The sequence below is a fragment of the Aeromonas sp. s13 genome (assembly GCF_040907905.1).
In the GTDB taxonomy this organism is placed as follows: domain Bacteria; phylum Pseudomonadota; class Gammaproteobacteria; order Enterobacterales; family Aeromonadaceae; genus Aeromonas; species Aeromonas veronii.
Genome location: NZ_JBFOCS010000078.1, coordinates 74,139 through 91,686 on the forward strand (window position 1 = coordinate 74,139; position 17,548 = coordinate 91,686).

The 17,548-nt window shown below is 57.2% G+C and carries 13 protein-coding genes; 3 read left to right on the top strand and 10 right to left on the bottom strand.

The genetic code is table 11. The features are described from left to right. Positions 1-2 precede the first annotated feature (2 nt). Positions 3-1,142, top strand: coding sequence for a type IVa pilus ATPase TapW (gene tapW / locus AB5Y82_RS17440; RefSeq protein WP_005353124.1), 1,140 nt, complete (start codon positions 3-5; stop codon positions 1,140-1,142). Between the two features lie 93 nt (positions 1,143-1,235). On the opposite strand, the gene AB5Y82_RS17445 is transcribed toward tapW, so the two are convergent. After that, entirely contained in the window at positions 1,236-1,685 is a 450-nt protein-coding gene (locus tag AB5Y82_RS17445; RefSeq protein ID WP_368174301.1) for an isoprenylcysteine carboxylmethyltransferase family protein, read from the bottom strand. 173 nt (positions 1,686-1,858) lie between these two features. On the opposite strand from AB5Y82_RS17445, the gene alr reads away from it, so the two are divergent. Further along, positions 1,859-3,085 carry an alanine racemase gene (alr, locus tag AB5Y82_RS17450; RefSeq protein ID WP_368174302.1) on the top strand — a complete coding sequence of 409 codons (1,227 nt, stop codon included), beginning with the start codon at positions 1,859-1,861 and terminating at the stop codon, positions 3,083-3,085. A gap of 64 nt (positions 3,086-3,149) precedes the next feature. Here alr and AB5Y82_RS17455 read toward each other — a convergent pair whose 3' ends face one another. The 7 genes from AB5Y82_RS17455 to AB5Y82_RS17485 all read right to left on the bottom strand — a co-directional run bounded on the left by AB5Y82_RS17455 (position 3,150) and on the right by AB5Y82_RS17485 (position 10,907). Then, a complete protein-coding gene (locus AB5Y82_RS17455) occupies positions 3,150-4,094 on the bottom strand; it encodes a TerC family protein (protein ID WP_005337664.1) in 945 nt (314 codons plus the stop codon). A gap of 302 nt (positions 4,095-4,396) precedes the next feature. Continuing rightward, entirely contained in the window at positions 4,397-5,392 is a 996-nt protein-coding gene (gene oppF / locus AB5Y82_RS17460; protein WP_005337666.1) for a murein tripeptide/oligopeptide ABC transporter ATP binding protein OppF, read from the bottom strand. Beyond that, positions 5,393-6,373, bottom strand: coding sequence for an ABC transporter ATP-binding protein (locus AB5Y82_RS17465; protein WP_005337668.1), 981 nt, complete (start codon positions 6,371-6,373; stop codon positions 5,393-5,395). It lies immediately after the preceding gene. A 54-nt stretch (positions 6,374-6,427) separates the two neighbouring features. Further along, positions 6,428-7,339 (bottom strand): oligopeptide ABC transporter permease OppC, encoded by a 912-nt coding sequence (gene oppC / locus AB5Y82_RS17470; RefSeq protein WP_005337670.1) that lies wholly within the window; start codon positions 7,337-7,339, stop codon positions 6,428-6,430. 14 nt (positions 7,340-7,353) lie between these two features. Further along, entirely contained in the window at positions 7,354-8,274 is a 921-nt protein-coding gene (gene oppB, locus AB5Y82_RS17475) for an oligopeptide ABC transporter permease OppB (protein ID WP_005337672.1), read from the bottom strand. A gap of 98 nt (positions 8,275-8,372) precedes the next feature. After that, on the bottom strand, positions 8,373-9,992 hold the full coding sequence (locus AB5Y82_RS17480) for an ABC transporter substrate-binding protein (protein WP_159157201.1): 1,620 nt from the start codon (positions 9,990-9,992) through the stop codon (positions 8,373-8,375). Positions 9,993-10,271: 279 nt separating this feature from the next. Continuing rightward, the gene (locus AB5Y82_RS17485) at positions 10,272-10,907 is read right to left on the bottom strand and encodes a YchE family NAAT transporter (RefSeq protein WP_005337678.1); all 636 of its coding nucleotides are present in this window, start codon (positions 10,905-10,907) and stop codon (positions 10,272-10,274) included. An 840-nt stretch (positions 10,908-11,747) separates the two neighbouring features. On the opposite strand from AB5Y82_RS17485, the gene adhE reads away from it, so the two are divergent. Next, entirely contained in the window at positions 11,748-14,414 is a 2,667-nt protein-coding gene (gene adhE, locus AB5Y82_RS17490; protein ID WP_019446648.1) for a bifunctional acetaldehyde-CoA/alcohol dehydrogenase, read from the top strand. Positions 14,415-14,938: 524 nt separating this feature from the next. On the opposite strand, the gene AB5Y82_RS17495 is transcribed toward adhE, so the two are convergent. After that, the gene (locus AB5Y82_RS17495; RefSeq protein WP_005337681.1) at positions 14,939-15,679 is read right to left on the bottom strand and encodes a YebC/PmpR family DNA-binding transcriptional regulator; all 741 of its coding nucleotides are present in this window, start codon (positions 15,677-15,679) and stop codon (positions 14,939-14,941) included. A 102-nt stretch (positions 15,680-15,781) separates the two neighbouring features. Further along, a complete protein-coding gene (aspS, locus tag AB5Y82_RS17500) occupies positions 15,782-17,548 on the bottom strand; it encodes an aspartate--tRNA ligase (protein ID WP_368174303.1) in 1,767 nt (588 codons plus the stop codon).

Sequence of the window (17,548 nt, forward strand, 5' to 3'; positions counted from 1 at the left end):
AAATGGAATTGCGAGACATGTTACAGATCCTGGCCAAGCAGGATGGCTCAGACCTCTATCTGTCGACCGGCGCGCCCCCCTGCGCCAAGTTTAACGGCGGCCTGCGCCCCCTCAACGAAACACCGCTGGAGCCGGGTGAAGTGGCGCGGATCGCCGCCGAGATCATGGATGGCGAGCAGAAGCAGCAGTTCGAGAAGGATCTGGAGATGAACCTCGCCATCTCCCTGCCCCAGATCGGCCGCTTTCGGGTCAACATCTTCAAGCAGCGCAACGAAGTCTCTCTGGTGGCCCGCAACATCAAGACCGAAATCCCCCGCTTTGAAGATCTCAAACTCCCGCCTGTGCTGCTCGACACCATCATGGAGAAACGAGGCCTAGTGCTGTTTGTCGGCGGTACCGGCTCGGGTAAATCCACTTCGCTGGCGGCGCTTATAGACCATCGCAACCGCAACAGCGGCGGCCACATCATCACCATCGAGGATCCGGTAGAGTTCGTTCATCGTCACCGCAAGAGCATCATCAACCAGCGGGAGGTGGGGGTAGATACCCGCAGCTTCCACGCTGCCCTGAAAAACACCCTGCGTCAGGCGCCGGATGTCATTCTTATCGGCGAGATCCGCGATCGCGAGACCATGGAACATGCGCTGGCCTTCTCCGAAACCGGCCACCTTGCCATCTCCACCCTGCACGCCAACAACGCCAACCAGGCGCTGGATCGCATTATCAACTTCTTCCCCGAGGAGCGCCGCCCCCAGCTGCTCAACGATCTGGGCAACAACCTCAAGGCTTTTGTCTCCCAGCGGCTGGTGAAAACCACCGATGGCGGTCGCCGGGCCGCGGTGGAGATCATGCTTGGCACCCACACCATCCGCGACATGATCAAGCGCGGCGAATTTGGCGGCCTCAAAGAGGTGATGGAGAAATCCAAAGCCCTCGGCATGGTCACCTTCGACAGTGCACTGTTCGATCTGGTGGTGGAAGGGGTAATTGAGGAAGAAGAGGCGGTGAAGAACGCCGACTCGGCCAACAACCTGCGCCTCAAGATCAAGCTGTGGAAGGAGAAGGGACAGATTGCCAGCAGCAGCGATGCCACCGGCTGGAGCCTCGAACCCACCAAGGACGAGAAGGGCGATTTTTTCTAACTAGCCCCTCGAGAACCCCGGGCCCGCCCGGGGTTCTCTTTATCCAGCACGGCTAACCCGACTTAGCCCTCAGCTCACGCAGATCACAGCCAGTCAGCACCAACGGCGAACTCGCTGGCAATACGCCACATACTCGTCGCCGAAACGGGCGCGCAGCAGCCGCTCCTCCGGCATGATCTGAAAGCGGGTCAGCCAGGCCACCAGCACGATTGGCCCAACCCAGACCCAACTTCCACCGAGATAACAGCCCCAGGCGGCCAGCCAGCAGAGCAGCCCCAGATACATGGGATTGCGGCTGACACGATAGACGCCACAGGTCACCAGACGACTGGTGTGCTGAGGTTTGGTGGGGCTGACCGTGGTCTGGTGGTGACGAAACCGCTGCAGGGCACCAAAGCCCATGATGGCCCCCGCCACGACCAGCATAGCCATCGGCGTCATTGCCCAGATGCCGGGCTGGCTCTCCCCTCTTAGCCACCACATGGCCCCTGCACAGAGCAGGAAGATCAGCGGTGGTGGCAAACGTAACTCAAGATTGACCATTTTCTTCCCCTGACGAGTGTCGGCCGAACCCGTGTTGCGGTAGACTCCCACCCAGTCAGCGCCTGTTGAGAGTGACAAAGATCATAATAATAACAACAAGTTGTGGTTAAACCACCACCAATGTGGCCGACCCCGTCCAAACTATCCAACGCGAATAACAAAAAGGAATCACCATGCACAAGAAAACTCTGCTGGCTACCCTGATCTTCGGCCTGCTCGCGGGCCAAGCCGTTGCGGCTCCCTATCTGCCCCTTGCGACGGATCATCGCAGCGGCCAGGAGCAAACCGCCAGCAACGCCTGGTTGGAAGTGGATCTGGGCGCCTTTGAACACAATATCCAGACCCTCAAGGATCGCCTCGGCGAGAAGGGCCCGCAGATCTGCGCCATCATGAAGGCCGACGCTTATGGTCATGGCATCGACCTGCTGGTCCCCTCCGTGGTCAAGGCCAATATCCCCTGCATCGGCATCGCCAGCAACGAAGAGGCGCGCGTCGCCCGCGAGAAGGGCTTTACCGGCCGTCTGATGCGGGTGCGTGCTGCCACCCCGGATGAAGTAGAGCAGGCCCTGCCCTACAAGATGGAGGAGCTGATCGGCAGTCTGGTGAGTGCCCAGGGTATCGCCGATATCGCCCAGCGCCACCACACCACCATTCCGGTGCATATTGCACTCAACTCCGCCGGCATGAGCCGCAACGGCATCGACCTGCGTCTGGCCGATGCCAAGCAGGATGCACTGGCCATGCTCAAGCTAAAGGGGATCACCCCGGTCGGCATCATGACCCACTTCCCGGTGGAAGAGAAAGAGGACGTCAAGATGGGGCTGGCCCAGTTCAAACTGGACTCCCAGTGGCTGCTGGAAGCGGGCAAGCTGGATCGCAGCAAGATCACCATCCACGCCGCCAACTCCTTCGCCACTCTGGCCGTGCCGGACGCCTACTTCGACATGGTGCGCCCGGGCGGCCTGCTCTACGGTGACTCCATCCCCTCCCACACCGAATACAAGCGGGTGATGGCATTCAAGACCCAGGTCGCCTCTGTCAACCACTATGCAGCGGGTAACACCGTCGGTTATGACCGCACCTTTACTCTCAAGCGTGACTCCTGGCTCGCCAACCTGCCGCTGGGCTACTCCGATGGCTATCGCCGCGCCCTCAGCAACAAAGCCTATGTGCTGATCCAGGGTCAGAAGGTACCGGTGGTCGGCAAGACCTCCATGAACACCATCATGGTGGATGTGACTGACCTGAAAGGGGTGAAACCCGGTGACGAGGTGGTGCTGTTTGGCCGTCAGGGTGACGCCGAAGTGAAACAGGCGGATCTGGAGGAGTACAACGGCGCCCTGCTGGCGGACATGTACACCATCTGGGGCTACACCAACCCCAAAAAGATCAAACGCTGATCACGCGATATGAAAAAGGGCTCCCGCGGGAGCCCTTGTTGTTTGGTATTAAATAATGTTGCGTTTAAGCGGCCTTTTTACGGGTCACAAACAGACTCAGCCCCATGGATGCCAGCAGGATCAACGCGACTACGCCCAGTGCTATGCCGGTCGGGATCTTGAAGATATCCAGCAGCAGCATCTTGACCCCGATAAACATCAGGATCAGCGCCAGACCGTATTTGAGCAGGGCGAAGCGATCAGCCACACCCGCCAGCAGGAAGTACATGGCACGCAGACCCATGATGGCGAAGATGTTGGAGGTCAGCACGATGAAGGGATCCGTGGTCACCGCGAAGATGGCCGGGATACTGTCCACCGCAAAGATGAGATCGCTCACCTCCACCAGCACCAGGATCAACAGCAGCGGGGTGGCATAGCGCACACCGTCCCGCCAGACGAAGAACTTCTCCCCTTCCAGCGTCTCGGTCACCTTGAAGCGACGGCGCATCCAGCCCAGCAGCGGGTTATTGGCGAGATCAGGCTCCTTGTCGGCCGCCCACAGCATCTTGGCACCGGTCAGCAGCAGGAAAGCGCCAAACAGATAGAGGATCCAGTGGAACTGCTCGATGAGCCAGCTGCCCGCGAACACCATACCGGCACGCATCACGATGGCACCCAGTACCCCGTACAGCAGCACCCGGCGCTGCAGCTCGGCTGGAATGGCAAAGTAGCCGAACAGCATCAGCCAGACGAAGACGTTGTCCACTGCCAGCGCTTTCTCGATAAGGTAGCCGGTAAGGAACTCCAGCCCCTTCTGATTGGCGATTTCACGGCCCGCGCTGTGATCCAGCCAGAGCCAGATAGCCAGGTTGAAGAGCAGCGCCACGCTGACCCAGATGAGGGACCAGACACCCGCCTCTTTGAGGGACACCTTGTGTGACTTGCCGCCACCAACAAAGCGTATGTCTATCCATAACAGGACCAGCACTATGCTGAAGAAACCGGTCCACATCCACCATTCACCCATTTTCACTTCTCCCAAAAACGACAAAACCCACGACCGAGAGGCGTGGGTTTGCGTTTGGAGCAGATACACCTTGCCTCTCGGCAAGGTCTCACTTACAGCTGATTTTCGTCAGCTGCCCGGCTGCCGGGTGCACTGCAGGATATGGGTGCACCGTAATGACGACAAACCGGCGAGAAGTTACTCCCCTTGTTGCGCGGATAGTAGCAGCGGTAAAAGATAACGCCAAGAGGCATCTTCACTGCCGTCAAAAATAAATCGGGGCCCCATCAAGGAGCCCCGCAAACAGGTTCAGCACATCCCCATCAGAGCGGGTCGACCTTGAGGCAGGAGACCGCGTGATCGAAGTTCCCCTCCAGCACGGGGCGGGTCTTGGCGCACTCGGGGCCAGCCACCGGGCAGCGGGTACGGAACACGCAACCTGACGGCGGATTCATCGGCGATGGCAAGTCCCCCTCCAGGATCTGGATCACCTTGTTGCGCTCCAGCTCAGGGTCCGGAATTGGCACCGCTGACATCAGCGCCTTGGTGTAGGGATGCAACGGGTTGGCAAAGATCTCCTTGCGGGTCCCCAGCTCAACGGCGTTGCCCAGATACATCACCAGCACCCGATCGGAGATATGCTTGACCACCGACAGGTCGTGGGCGATGAAGATGAGCGACAGCCCCATCTCCTTTTGCAGGGATTTGAGCAGGTTGACCACCTGCGCCTGAATGGAGACGTCAAGCGCCGACACCGGCTCGTCGCAGATGATCATCTTGGGCTCGAGGATCAGCGCCCGGGCAATCCCGATCCGCTGGCACTGGCCGCCGGAGAACTCGTGCGGATAGCGGTTGACCAGGTTGGGCAACAACCCCACCTTGCTCATCATGGCGCGCACCTTCTCTTTCACCTCTTCCCGCGGCAGGTTGGGATAGAAGGTGATGAGCGGCTCGGCGATGATGTCGCCAATGGTCATGCGCGGGTTCAGAGAAGCCAGCGGGTCCTGGAAAATCATCTGGATCTCTTTACGCTTCTCGCGCAGGGCATTCTGATCGAGCTTGGTGAGATCGTCACCCAGCCACACCACCTTGCCATCGGTGGCCGGTACCAGACCGATGATGGCGCGGGCAAAGGTCGATTTGCCGCAGCCGGACTCCCCCACCACGCCGAGGGTTTCACCCTCATAGAGACGCAAGGTCACGCCATCGACCGCCTTGAGGTCAGACGGCTTGGCCCAGGGCCACGCCTTGCCACTCTTGATACTGAAGTGGACCTTGAGGTCAGACACTTCCAACAGCAATTTTTTGTCGGCACCCATTTAGTTGGCCCCCTTGTTCATGGCATCCGAAACCCAGTGGCAAGCACGCTCCCGACCGTCGTTGAAGGGGGTCAGGATCGGTGACTGCTGGCCGCAAATTTCGCTAACCCGGTGGCAACGCTCCTGGAAGGGGCAGCCGGTGGGCAGACGCAGCAGGTTGGGCGGATTGCCCGGGATGGTGGGCAGCACTTCCCCTTCGGTATCGAGACGAGGAATGGCGCGCAGCAGGCCTTCGGTGTAGGGGTGGCTCGGGCGATAGAAGATATCGTCTACCTTGCCGTACTCCATGGTACGACCGGCATACATCACCAGCACCTTGTTGCAGATACCGGCGACCACGCCAAGGTCATGGGTGATCATGATAATGGCGGTGTTGAACTCGCGCTTGAGCTCGTTCATCAGAGTCATGATCTGGGCCTGAACGGTCACGTCGAGCGCGGTGGTCGGCTCGTCGGCGATCAGCAGTTGCGGCCGGCAGAGCAGCGCCATGGCGATCATCACCCGCTGACGCATGCCGCCGGAGAACTCGTGGGGATACATGCCCATCCGCTTGCGTGCTTCGGGGATCTTCACCGCATCGAGCATCCGTACCGACTCTTCGAACGCTTCCGCCTTGCTCACCCCTTTGTGCAGCATCAGCACTTCCATCAGCTGATCCTGCACCTTCATGTAGGGGTTGAGCGAGGTCATGGGGTCCTGGAAGATCATGGCGATCTTCTCGGAGCGGATCTTGTTGAGCTTGGACTCCGGCAGGTTGAGGATCTCTTCGCCCTGAAACTTGGCGGAACCGGTAATAATGCCGTTTTTGGCCAGCAGCCCCATGATGGCAAAGGCCGTCTGGGATTTGCCGGAGCCGGACTCGCCGACGATCCCCAGGGTTTCCCCCGCAGAGAGAGAAAAGTTGAGGTCGTTGACCGCCACCACATTGCCGTCCGGGGTCTTGAACTCGACCCGCAGATCTTTCACATCCAGTAACTTCATATAAAAACTCCTTATCGATCTTTCGTGATGCTTTCCTGTCGATCCGATGCTCGATTAACGATCTTTCGGATCGAGGGCGTCACGCAGACCATCCCCGAGGAAGTTGAAGCAAAACAGGGTCACCACCATAAAGCAGGCGGGGAACAGCAGTTGCCAGATGGCCACTTCCATCGACTTGGAGCCTTCATCCAGCAGGGCACCCCAGCTGGTCATCGGTTCCTGAACACCAAGGCCCAGGAAACTCAGGAAGGATTCAAACATGATCATCCCCGGCACCAGCAAGGTGGCGTAGACGGCCACGATACCGAGTACGTTCGGTACGATGTGACGGGTAATGATCTTCCACTTGGAGACGCCACAGACGTGGGCTGCCTCGATAAACTCCTTGCTCTTGAGACTCAGGGTCTGGCCCCGCACGATCCGCGCCATGTCGAGCCAGCTCACCGCCCCGATGGCGATAAAGATGAGCGCCAGATTGCGGCCAAAGAAGGTGACCAGCATGATGACAAAGAACATGAAGGGGAAGGCGTTGAGGATCTCCAGTACCCGCATCATCAGGCTGTCGACCCGACCACCGATAAAGCCGGAGGCCGCGCCATACAGGGTGCCGATGATGACCGCCACCATGGCGCCCATGATGCCGACCATCAGGGAGATGCGACCGCCCAGCAGGGTGCGCACGAACAGATCGCGCCCCAGACTGTCGGTTCCGAAGTAGTGACCCGCTTCCATATCCGGCGGCGACTGCATGGCGCCCCAGTCCGGATCGTCAAAGGTGTATTGGGACAAATGGGGGCCAAAGATGACCGCCAGACCGATGATGGTCAGAATGATCAGGCTGGTCAGGGCCGCCTTGTTGCGCAGGAAACGGCGACGGGCATCCTTCCACAGGGAGCGCCCCTCCACCACTTCCACTTTTTGCGCGAACGCCTCGACGGCATCGCGTTTTTCAGTTGAAACAACCATGATGAACTCCCGAATTAGTAACGGATCTTGGGATCGATAAAGGCGTAGAGAATATCGACCACTGCGTTAAAGGTGATGGTGAGGGCGCCGACCAGAATGGTCAGACCGAGCACCATGGAGTAATCACGGTTAAGGGCACCGTTGACGAACAGCTGACCGATCCCCGGCAGGCCGAAGATGGTCTCGATCACCACGGAACCTGTGATGATGCCGACAAAGGCCGGGCCCAGATAGGAGACCACTGGCAGCATAGCCGGACGCAGCGCGTGTTTCAGGATGATGTGGCGCAGCGGCAAGCCCTTGGCACGGGCGGTACGGATGAAGTTGGAGTTCATGGTCTCGATCATGCTGCCCCGCATGATCCGCGAGATGGCAGAGATGTAGTACATCATCATGCCGAACACCGGCAGCACCATAAACTGGATGCCACCACCCTGCCATCCACCGGCAGGGAACCAGCCCAGATGAATACTGAAAAACAGCACCAGCAAGGGCGCCAGCACAAAGCCCGGGATCACCACCCCGGCCATGGCCGACGACATCAGTAGATAGTCGATGATGGTGTTCTGTTTCAGTGCCGCTATGGTGCCGAAGGTGACCCCCAGCAGCACGGCGAAGAAGAAGGCCGTGGTCCCGATCTTGGCGGAAACAGGCAGCGCCTGACTCACCAGATCATTGACGGTGAAATCTTTGTATTTGAAAGAGGGGCCCAAATCACCCTGCACCAGGTTGCCCAGGTAGGTGAGATATTGCATGCCAATGGGTTTGTCGAGCCCATATTTGGCCTCGATATTGGCGATGACTTCGGGGGGCAGTGAACGCTCGCTGGTAAAGGGGTTACCGGGGGCGAAACGCATCATGAAGAAAGAGACGGTGATCAAGACCAGCAGAGTCGGGATCGCTTCCAATAGCCGTTTAAAAATGAATTTCAACATAGACATTTCCTGTCCTGTACTGCTTCCAAATGGTCGCGGTTGTAATAAAGGCCCGCCGTCCGGCGGGCCCTGCTTGTTATGCGACTTGTTGCTTTAAATCAGTGAGCAATGATGTACATATCTTTGCTGTAGAGGTTATCCAGCGGGTTGGCCGGGTAGCCGCCTACATAGGGTTTGACCATACGGGCAGTCACGTACTGGTAGATGGGGGCGATCGGCATGTCCTTGGCCAGGATCTCTTCAGCCTGGACGTAGAGCTTGTTACGGGCCGCAACATCAACCTGATCACGGGACGAATCCATCAGCTTGTCGAACTCCGGATTGGAGTACTTGCCGTCGTTGTTGCCGTGGGTGGTCTGCATCAGATCCAGCATGGAGGAGGCTTCGTTGTAGTCGGCGATCCAGCCGGCACGACCTACGTCAAACTGACCCTGTTTCTTGGTTTCCAGGTAAGTTTTCCACTCCTGGTTGACCAGGCTCACCTGCACGCCCAGCTTCTTCCACATGGATGCCACGGCCACAGCCACTTTCTTGTGGTTGTCGTCGGTGTTGTAGAGCAGCTCGAACTTCAGCGGCTTGCTGGCATCGAAACCGGCCTGTTTCAGCAGCTCTTTTGCCTTGGCATCGCGCTCGGCCTGGGTCATCTTCGACCATTCCGGAGCCACCGGCTTGAAGCCATCGACGAAGTCCGGCACCAGGGTGTAACCCGGCGTCTGGCCCTGACCCATCACCTTGTCGGCGATCACGTTGCGATCGATGGCATAGGAGAGCGCAGTACGGACACGCACATCGTCAAACGGCTTCTTCTTGACGTTGTACTGGTAGTAGTAAGTACCAACATAACCGGTCACTTTCAGCTCGTCCGGCTTCTCTTTCTTCATCTGCTTGAAGCGCTCGATGGGCATCTGATAGGTGATGTCCACTTCGCCCGCCAGATAGCGGCTCAGGTCGGCGTTGGTAGACTGGATGGGCAGATAGACCACCTTGTTGATGACGGTCTTGCCATCGTTCCAGTAGTGCTTGTTGCGCTCCACTTCGACGCGCTCGTTCACCACCCAGTTCTTCAGGGTATAGGCACCGTTGGATACCATATTTTCCGGCTGGGTCCACTTGTCACCGAACTTCTCGATCACCTTCTTCGGTACCGGATAGGTGGTGGTGTGGGAGAGCATGCTGACGAAGTAAGGGATCGCTTTCTCGAGCTGCACTTCGAAGGTGTAGTCGTCGGTCGCCTTCACGCCCAGCGTATCAGCCGGCTTTTTACCTGCGATGATCTCGGAGGCATTGGCAATGGTCGGGATCTCCAGATACCAGGAGTAAGGAGAGGCGGTTTTCGGATCAACGGCACGCTGGAAAGCAAAAACGAAATCGTGGGCAGTGACCGGGTCACCGTTGGACCACTTGGCATCTTTGCGCAGGTGGAAGACGTAGTGCTTGTTATCCTTGGTTTCCCAGGATTCAGCCACCGCCGGGAGAATTTCCCCTTTCGGGCCGGATGCAACGAGACCTTCGAACAGGTCGCGCAGGATATTGGATTCGACCGTTCCTTCGGTCTTGTGCGGGTCAAGGGTCGCAGGCTCGGAGCCGTTGCCTTTTACCAGTTGCTGGACTTCAGCCAACTTGGTTCCCGCCGGGACATCGGCAGCCTGAGCCACATTGACGCCACCAAACAGTGCAGCCACCAGCAATGTGTTAATCATTGTTTTTTTATGAGTCATTTCCCTACTCCAACAAGAACATTCCATGCGTTTTTTAAAGTGACGGGGTTAAAACCCGCTCCCAGCATAATTCCCTGCCAATTCCGATAATGCAATAGATATTGTCAGGGTAATCGTCATTTTCTGGTCAAAAAATCAGCCATCATGCGCTTTTTCAGTATTAAAACACCAGCAAAGCGCTCATTTTTCACACAAACGACCGATTCTAGAAAAGACCGGGCAAAAAGCAACCAATAAAAAGCCGGTCACGAGGACCGGCTTTCATAAAGCGGAGCTGGCTCACATCAAACTGGGGAAAACCCCCTTGATACCGGCCACCATGATCTCGATACCCAGCGACATCATGATAAGACCCATGATACGGGTCACCACGTTGATGCCGGTGTTGCCCATGATCTTGAACAGCAGCGGCGCGGCGCGGAAGATAAGCCAGGAGCAGAAAGAGAAGACCACGACAACCACTGACATGCCGAGCAGCTGCTGCCAGTGGCTCTGGCTGGCATAGACAATCACCGAGGAGATGGCACCGGGGCCCGCCATCAGCGGCAGCGCCAGCGGTACCACGGCGATAGACTCGCGCACCGCCAATTCGCCCTTCTCCTGTTTGTTGTGCTTTACCTCGCCCAGCTTGCCCTGCAGCATCGACCAGGCAATCAGGGTAATCAGCGACCCACCGGCGATCCGGAACGATGCCAGCGAGATGCCAAATCCATCCAGGATCAGCTGCCCCATATACATGGAGACCAGCAGGATCACCATCACCGCGATATTGGCGGTAGTGTTGGTTTTCATCCGCTCGGCCTGGGTATGGTGGCTGGTCAGGCTGACAAACACCGGCAACAAACCAAGCGGGTTGATAATTGCGAACAAACCGACAAAAAACTTCAGATACAACGAGACGTCAATTGCTGCCATAGGCGCCTTCCAATAGGGTTTCGGGCCCAGCGGGCCAGTCCATTAATTTCGTGCGTAAATTTACATCATAGCCAGAGCGGGCACCAATCAAATAATCTCACCATTTTGAGGGTTTTTTAGTTAGTTCATCTAATGCATCCGCGCTAACTGGCATAAACCGATGCCAAAAGCCCTTTCTACCGCCCGACACGCGCCAGAAAAGTGAGCGCAAGCCTGCTTAATCATGACCAGAGAGTCCGACGATGACTGACCGAATGACCAAGCGACTCGAGAGAATCCAAGCTTTGCCTTCCTACTATTTCAGGCCAGACATCACTTCATTGACTCGGCAATAGAGCCACAATGCAAAAACCGGGAAAGGGGGCAGAAATGGCCCCCTTGGGGAATAAAGCGGATTAGTCATGGATTAAAACAACAATCATTTTTGCAACAAACGCTGGAATAAAGTGCGTTTGTCGGTGATTTTGAAACCAATTCACTCATATTTGCTAACCTATACCGCCAAAATAGCTCTACTATCCTATGACCAAGTGCAATTAACCACTTGATAAATGTGGTTTATTACCCTGCGTTAACAAGTTTCTCATCTTTCCCTTTGATGCACATTCCGATAACATCAGTCAAACAAGGATTGTGAAATAAAATTTCTTTTGTTCTTTTGTTACACATGATCCAGATCAAGTTTTTCTGAGTCAGCCCCGCTCTATAATCGACTCAGAAAGCGATTTAGTAAGGCATGTGAAAAAGCTGTTGCAACGATACCGTCTTGACAGGGCGACTATAATTGCCGGGCATTGCCAACGTCTTACTAAACAGTTTTCAAATAATCAGGAGATAAACATGGCAGTAACCAATTTGGCTGAACTGGATGCACTGGTCGCCCGCGTTAAGGAAGCCCAGCGTGAATTCGCCAGCTTCTCTCAAGAGCAGGTAGACAAGATCTTCCGTGCCGCCGCCCTGGCCGCCAACAACGCCCGTATCCCCCTGGCCCAGATGGCCGTGGAAGAATCCGGTATGGGTATCATCGAAGACAAGGTTATCAAGAACCACTTCGCCTCCGAATACATCTACAACAAGTACAAAGACGAGAAAACCTGCGGCATTCTGAGCGAAGATGATCAGATGGGTACCATTACCATCGCCGAGCCGGTAGGCATCATCTGTGGTATCGTTCCGACCACCAACCCGACCTCCACTGCGATCTTCAAATCCATGATCGCGCTCAAGACCCGCAACGCCATCATCTTCTCCCCGCACCCCCGCGCCAAGAACTCCACCAATACCGCTGCCAAGCTGGTACTGGATGCCGCTGTTGCCGCCGGTGCACCGAAAGACATCATCGGCTGGATCGACCAACCGTCTGTTGAGCTCTCCAACGCCCTGATGAAGCACGAAGACATCAACCTGATCCTGGCCACCGGTGGCCCGGGCATGGTGAAAGCAGCCTACTCCTCCGGTAAGCCTGCTATCGGTGTAGGTGCCGGTAACGTACCTATCGTTATCGACGAAACCGCCGACGTGAAGCGTGCCGTTGCCTCCATCCTGATGTCCAAGACTTTCGATAACGGCGTGGTCTGTGCTTCCGAGCAGGCAGTCATCGTTGTTGATGCCATCTACGACCAGGTTAAAGAGCGCTTTGCATCCCACAAGGGCCATGTGCTCTCCAAAGAAGATGCTGACAAGGTACGTAAAGTCATCCTGATCAACGGTGCCCTGAACGCCAACATCGTTGGCCAGCCAGCCACCAAGATTGCCGAGATGGCAGGCGTGACTGTGCCGGCTGATACCAAGATCCTGATCGGTGAAGGCGTCAAACTATGTGCAGAAGATGAGTTTGCTCACGAGAAATTGTCCCCGCTGCTCGGTATGTTCCGTGCAAGCAGCTTCGAAAACGCCGTTGATATGGCCTGTGACATGGTCAACATCGGTGGTATCGGCCACACCTCAGGTCTGTACACCGACCAGGACCGCAACGCTGACCGCATCAAGTACTTCGGCGACAAGATGAAGACCGCGCGTATCCTGATCAACACTCCGTCTACCCAAGGCGGTATCGGTGACCTGTACAACTTCGCAATGGCACCGTCCCTGACCCTGGGTTGCGGCTCCTGGAGCGGTAACTCCATCTCCGAAAACGTGGGTCCGAAGCACCTGATCAACAAGAAGACAGTCGCAAAACGGGCAGAAAACATGCTGTGGCACAAACTTCCGAAATCCATCTACTTCCGTCGTGGTTCCCTGCCGATCGCTCTGAGCGACCTGGAAGGTAAAAAGCGTGCCATGGTCGTAACTGACCGCTTCCTGTTCAACAACGGCTACGCCGATGAACTGGTCAGCCTGCTGAAAGCACAGAATATGGAAGTGGAAGTGTTCTACGAAGTAGAAGCTGACCCGACCCTGGCTGTGGTTCGCAAGGGTGCCGAGATGGCCAACTCCTTCAAACCGGACGTTATCCTGGCGCTGGGCGGTGGTTCACCGATGGATGCTGCCAAGATCATGTGGGTGATGTACGAGCACCCGAACACTGCGTTCGAAGATCTGGCCATGCGCTTTATGGACATCCGCAAGCGTATCTACAAGTTCCCGAAAATGGGCGTGAAGGCCGAACTGGTCTGTATCACCACCACTTCCGGTACCGGCTCTGAAGTCACTCCGTTTGCAGTAGTAACCGATGAAGTGTCTGGTCAGAAGTATCCGCTGGCTGACTACGAGCTGACCCCGAACATGGCCATCGTTGATGCCAACCTGGTCATGGGTATGCCGAAGTCCCTGTGTGCCTTCGGTGGTATCGATGCCGTGACTCACGCCATGGAAGCCTATGTTTCCGTACTGGCTAACGAGTACTCCGACGGTCAGGCGCTGCAAGCCCTGAAAATGCTGAAAGAGTACCTGCCATCCAGCTACCAGAACGGTGCCAACGACCCGATCGCTCGTGAGAAGGTGCACAATGCTGCCACCATCGCCGGTATCGCGTTCGCCAACGCCTTCCTGGGTGTGTGCCACTCCATGGCTCACAAACTGGGTGCCGAGTTCCACATTCCGCACGGTCTGGCTAACGCCCTGCTGATCAGCAACGTCATCCGCTACAACGCGAACGACAACCCGACCAAGCAGACTGCGTTCTCCCAGTACGATCGTCCGCAGGCTCGTCGTCGTTACGCCGAAGTCGCTGACCACCTGGGTCTGACTGCTGCCGGTGACCGCACCGCAGCCAAGATCGAGAAGCTGCTGACCTGGCTGGACGAGCTGAAGGCTACCTTGGGTATCCCGGCCTCTATCCGCGAAGCTGGCGTGACTGAAGCTGACTTCCTGGCCAAGGTTGACCAACTGGCTATCGAAGCTTTCGATGACCAGTGCACCGGCGCCAACCCGCGCTACCCGCTGATCAGCGAGCTGAAGCAGGTTCTGCTGGACTCCTACTACGGTCGTCCGTTCACCGAAGCCGCTCCGGTAACTGCTGCCCCGGTTGAAGCCAAGGTTGAAGGCAAGAAGAAATCCAAGGCCTGATAACCAGTCCTGAGATAACAAGCCCGCGCACTGCGCGGGCTTTTTTTATCTGTCACTTATCACAGAGCTCCTCTCTCCAGCCGATTGCGGTAGTGCAGCCCCTAACTTCCCAACCAACCAACTCGCCCCAACCAATCCGTTATCGACATCCCAACCTGTGACTCTGTATTGATGGGCCCCTGTGATAACAAGAGCACGCTCCATCACCTCCTATCCCCTACCCGCAACGAATTACCCTGACGGGCAGATGTGAGCAGTCAACGCCATCTCAAGAGCTAAAGGTGTGATAAACAGGATAAGCGGAGCCTCGCTAACGCAATGCAGCAGAACTGCGACTGGCATACGTGCAGGGCCAACCGACTGGCAGAGACAGAGCAATGATAATTCGCAGAGAAAGCGGGAAAGACTGTCAGTGAAGAGAGTTGCAGCACCAGTTGCGCAACCGACGCATCAGCAGTTGCCACGATACAAAGATAAAAAAATGGCAGCCATCAGGCTGCCATCGGGAGAGCACGATTCAGCGATCAGAGGGTCGCAGCGACTTCATCGGAGATGGAGCCGTTGTGATACACCTCTTGCACATCGTCCAGATCTTCCAGCATGTCGATCAGACGCATCAGCTTGGGTGCAGTTTCTGCATCCAGCTCCGCTTCGGTGGAGGGGATCATGGTCACTTCGGCGCTCTGGGCCTTGAAGCCGGCAGCTTCCAAACCATCCAGCACGGTACCGAAGTCGTTCGGGGTGGTGTACACCTCGATGGTGCCATCCTCTTCGGTGACCACGTCATCGGCGCCCGCTTCCAGCGCGGCATCCATCAGGGCATCTTCGTCTACGCCCACGAAAGTCAGCAGACCTTTCTTGCTGAACAGATAGGCAACGGAGCCGTCGGTGCCCAGGTTGCCACCGCACTTGCTGAAGGCGTGACGCACTTCGGCTACGGTACGGTTACGGTTGTCGGTCAGGCACTCTACCATCACGGCAGAGCCAGCCGGGCCGTAACCTTCGTACACGATGGTCTCGAGCTGTTCGCCATCGCCACCACCGGCGCCACGCTGAATGGCACGGTTGATGGTGTCGCGGGTCATGTTGTTGGTCAGGGCGGCAGTCACCGCAGCACGCAGACGCGGGTTGTTGGCGGGATCGGCATCACCCAGACGCGCGGAGGTAGTGATTTCGCGGATCAGTTTGGTGAAGATCTTGCCACGCTTGGCGTCCTGAGCGGCCTTGCGGTGTTTGATGTTGGCCCATTTACTGTGACCTGCCATAGAGACTCTCCGTTATTTTTTAAATGTCAGTAACACTGATCATGACTAACCCAAGGGAAACACAGAGACCGCACGGCGGCGGCCTCCGGTGCCGGTATCGGCTTACTCGTCGCCCTTGACGGTGGTTGCAATCGCCAGCTCACCCAGTTGGGCGGCGTTGGCAAGGCTGGGGGCGTCTGTCATCAGACAGGCGGCCGCGGTCGTTTTCGGGAAGGCGATGACGTCCCGAATGTTTTCGGTGCCGGTCAACAGCATGCTGAGACGGTCCAGACCGAAGGCCAGACCGGCGTGCGGCGGGGTGCCGTACTTCAGGGCATCCAGCAGGAAGCCAAACTTCAGGCGCTGCTCGGCCGGGGTGATACCCAGGATATCGAACACGGTGGATTGCATCTCGCTGTTGTGGATACGGACAGAGCCGCCACCCACTTCGTAGCCGTTGATCACCATGTCGTAGGCGTTGGCGTAAGCACCCACAGGGTTGGCTTTCAGCTCGGCCGGGCTCATGTTGCTCGGCGCGGTAAACGGGTGGTGCATGGCGGCCAGACCACCTTCACCATCTTCCTCGAACATCGGGAAGTCGATGACCCACAGCGGTTTCCAGCTGTTCTCCAGCAGGCCCAGATCGCGACCTACTTTCAGACGCAGGGCGCCCATGGCATCGCAGACCACTTTCTTGCTGTCAGCGCCAAAGAAGATGATGTCGCCGTCGGCTGCGCCGGTACGGGCCAGGATCTCGCGCACGATCTCGTCAGAGAGGAACTTGGCAACCGGAGACTGCACGCCTTCGATACCATTGGCCGCTTCGTTGACCTTCATCCAGGCCAGGCCCTTGGCACCGTAGATGCCGACAAACTTGGTGTATTCGTCGATCTGCTTGCGAGAGAGCTCGGCACCGCCAGGGACTTTCAGGGCAGCCACACGGCCTTTCGGATCGTTGGCGGGGCCTGCGAACACGGCGAACTCGACAGCAGTCAGCAGATCAGCCACATCAACCAGCTCCATTGGCAGACGCAGGTCCGGCTTGTCGGAGCCGTAGCGACGCATGGCTTCGTCGAAGGTCATGATCGGGAAGTCGCCCAGATCCACGTTCAGGATGTGCAGCCACAGTTTGCGGATCATCTCTTCCATCACTTCACGCACCTGCGGTGCGGTCATGAAGGAGGTCTCCACGTCGATCTGGGTGAATTCCGGCTGGCGGTCGGCACGCAGGTCTTCGTCACGGAAGCACTTGACGATCTGGTAGTAGCGATCGAAGCCGGACATCATCAGCAACTGCTTGAACAGCTGGGGGGATTGCGGCAGAGCGTAGAACTTGCCCTTGTGCACGCGGCTCGGCACCAGATAGTCACGGGCACCTTCCGGGGTGGCCTTGGTCAGCATCGGGGTCTCGATATCGAGGAAGCCGTGCTCGTCCATGAAGCGGCGTACGAAGGCGCTGGCCTTGGCACGGGTCTTCAGGTACTTGGCCATCTCGGGACGACGCAGATCCAGGTAGCGATACTTGAGGCTGATCTCTTCGCTGTTGACCTGATTGAAGTCCAGCGGCAGCGGCTCGGCACGGTTGATGATGTTGAGTTCGTGGGCGAACACTTCGATGGCGCCAGTGGCCATGTCGCTGTTGCGCTGGGAGTCGGGGCGGGTACGCACCACGCCGGTCACCTGGATGCAGAACTCGCCGCGCAGCTCGGAGGCCAGGGAGAACGCCTCCGGCTTGTCCGGATCGAAGAACACCTGAACGATCCCTTCCCGGTCGCGCATATCGATAAAGATCAGACCGCCGAGATCACGACGACGATGAACCCAACCGCACAATGTAATGGTCTGCCCTGCATGGGCCTCATTGACCTGTCCGCAATAGATAGAGCGCAT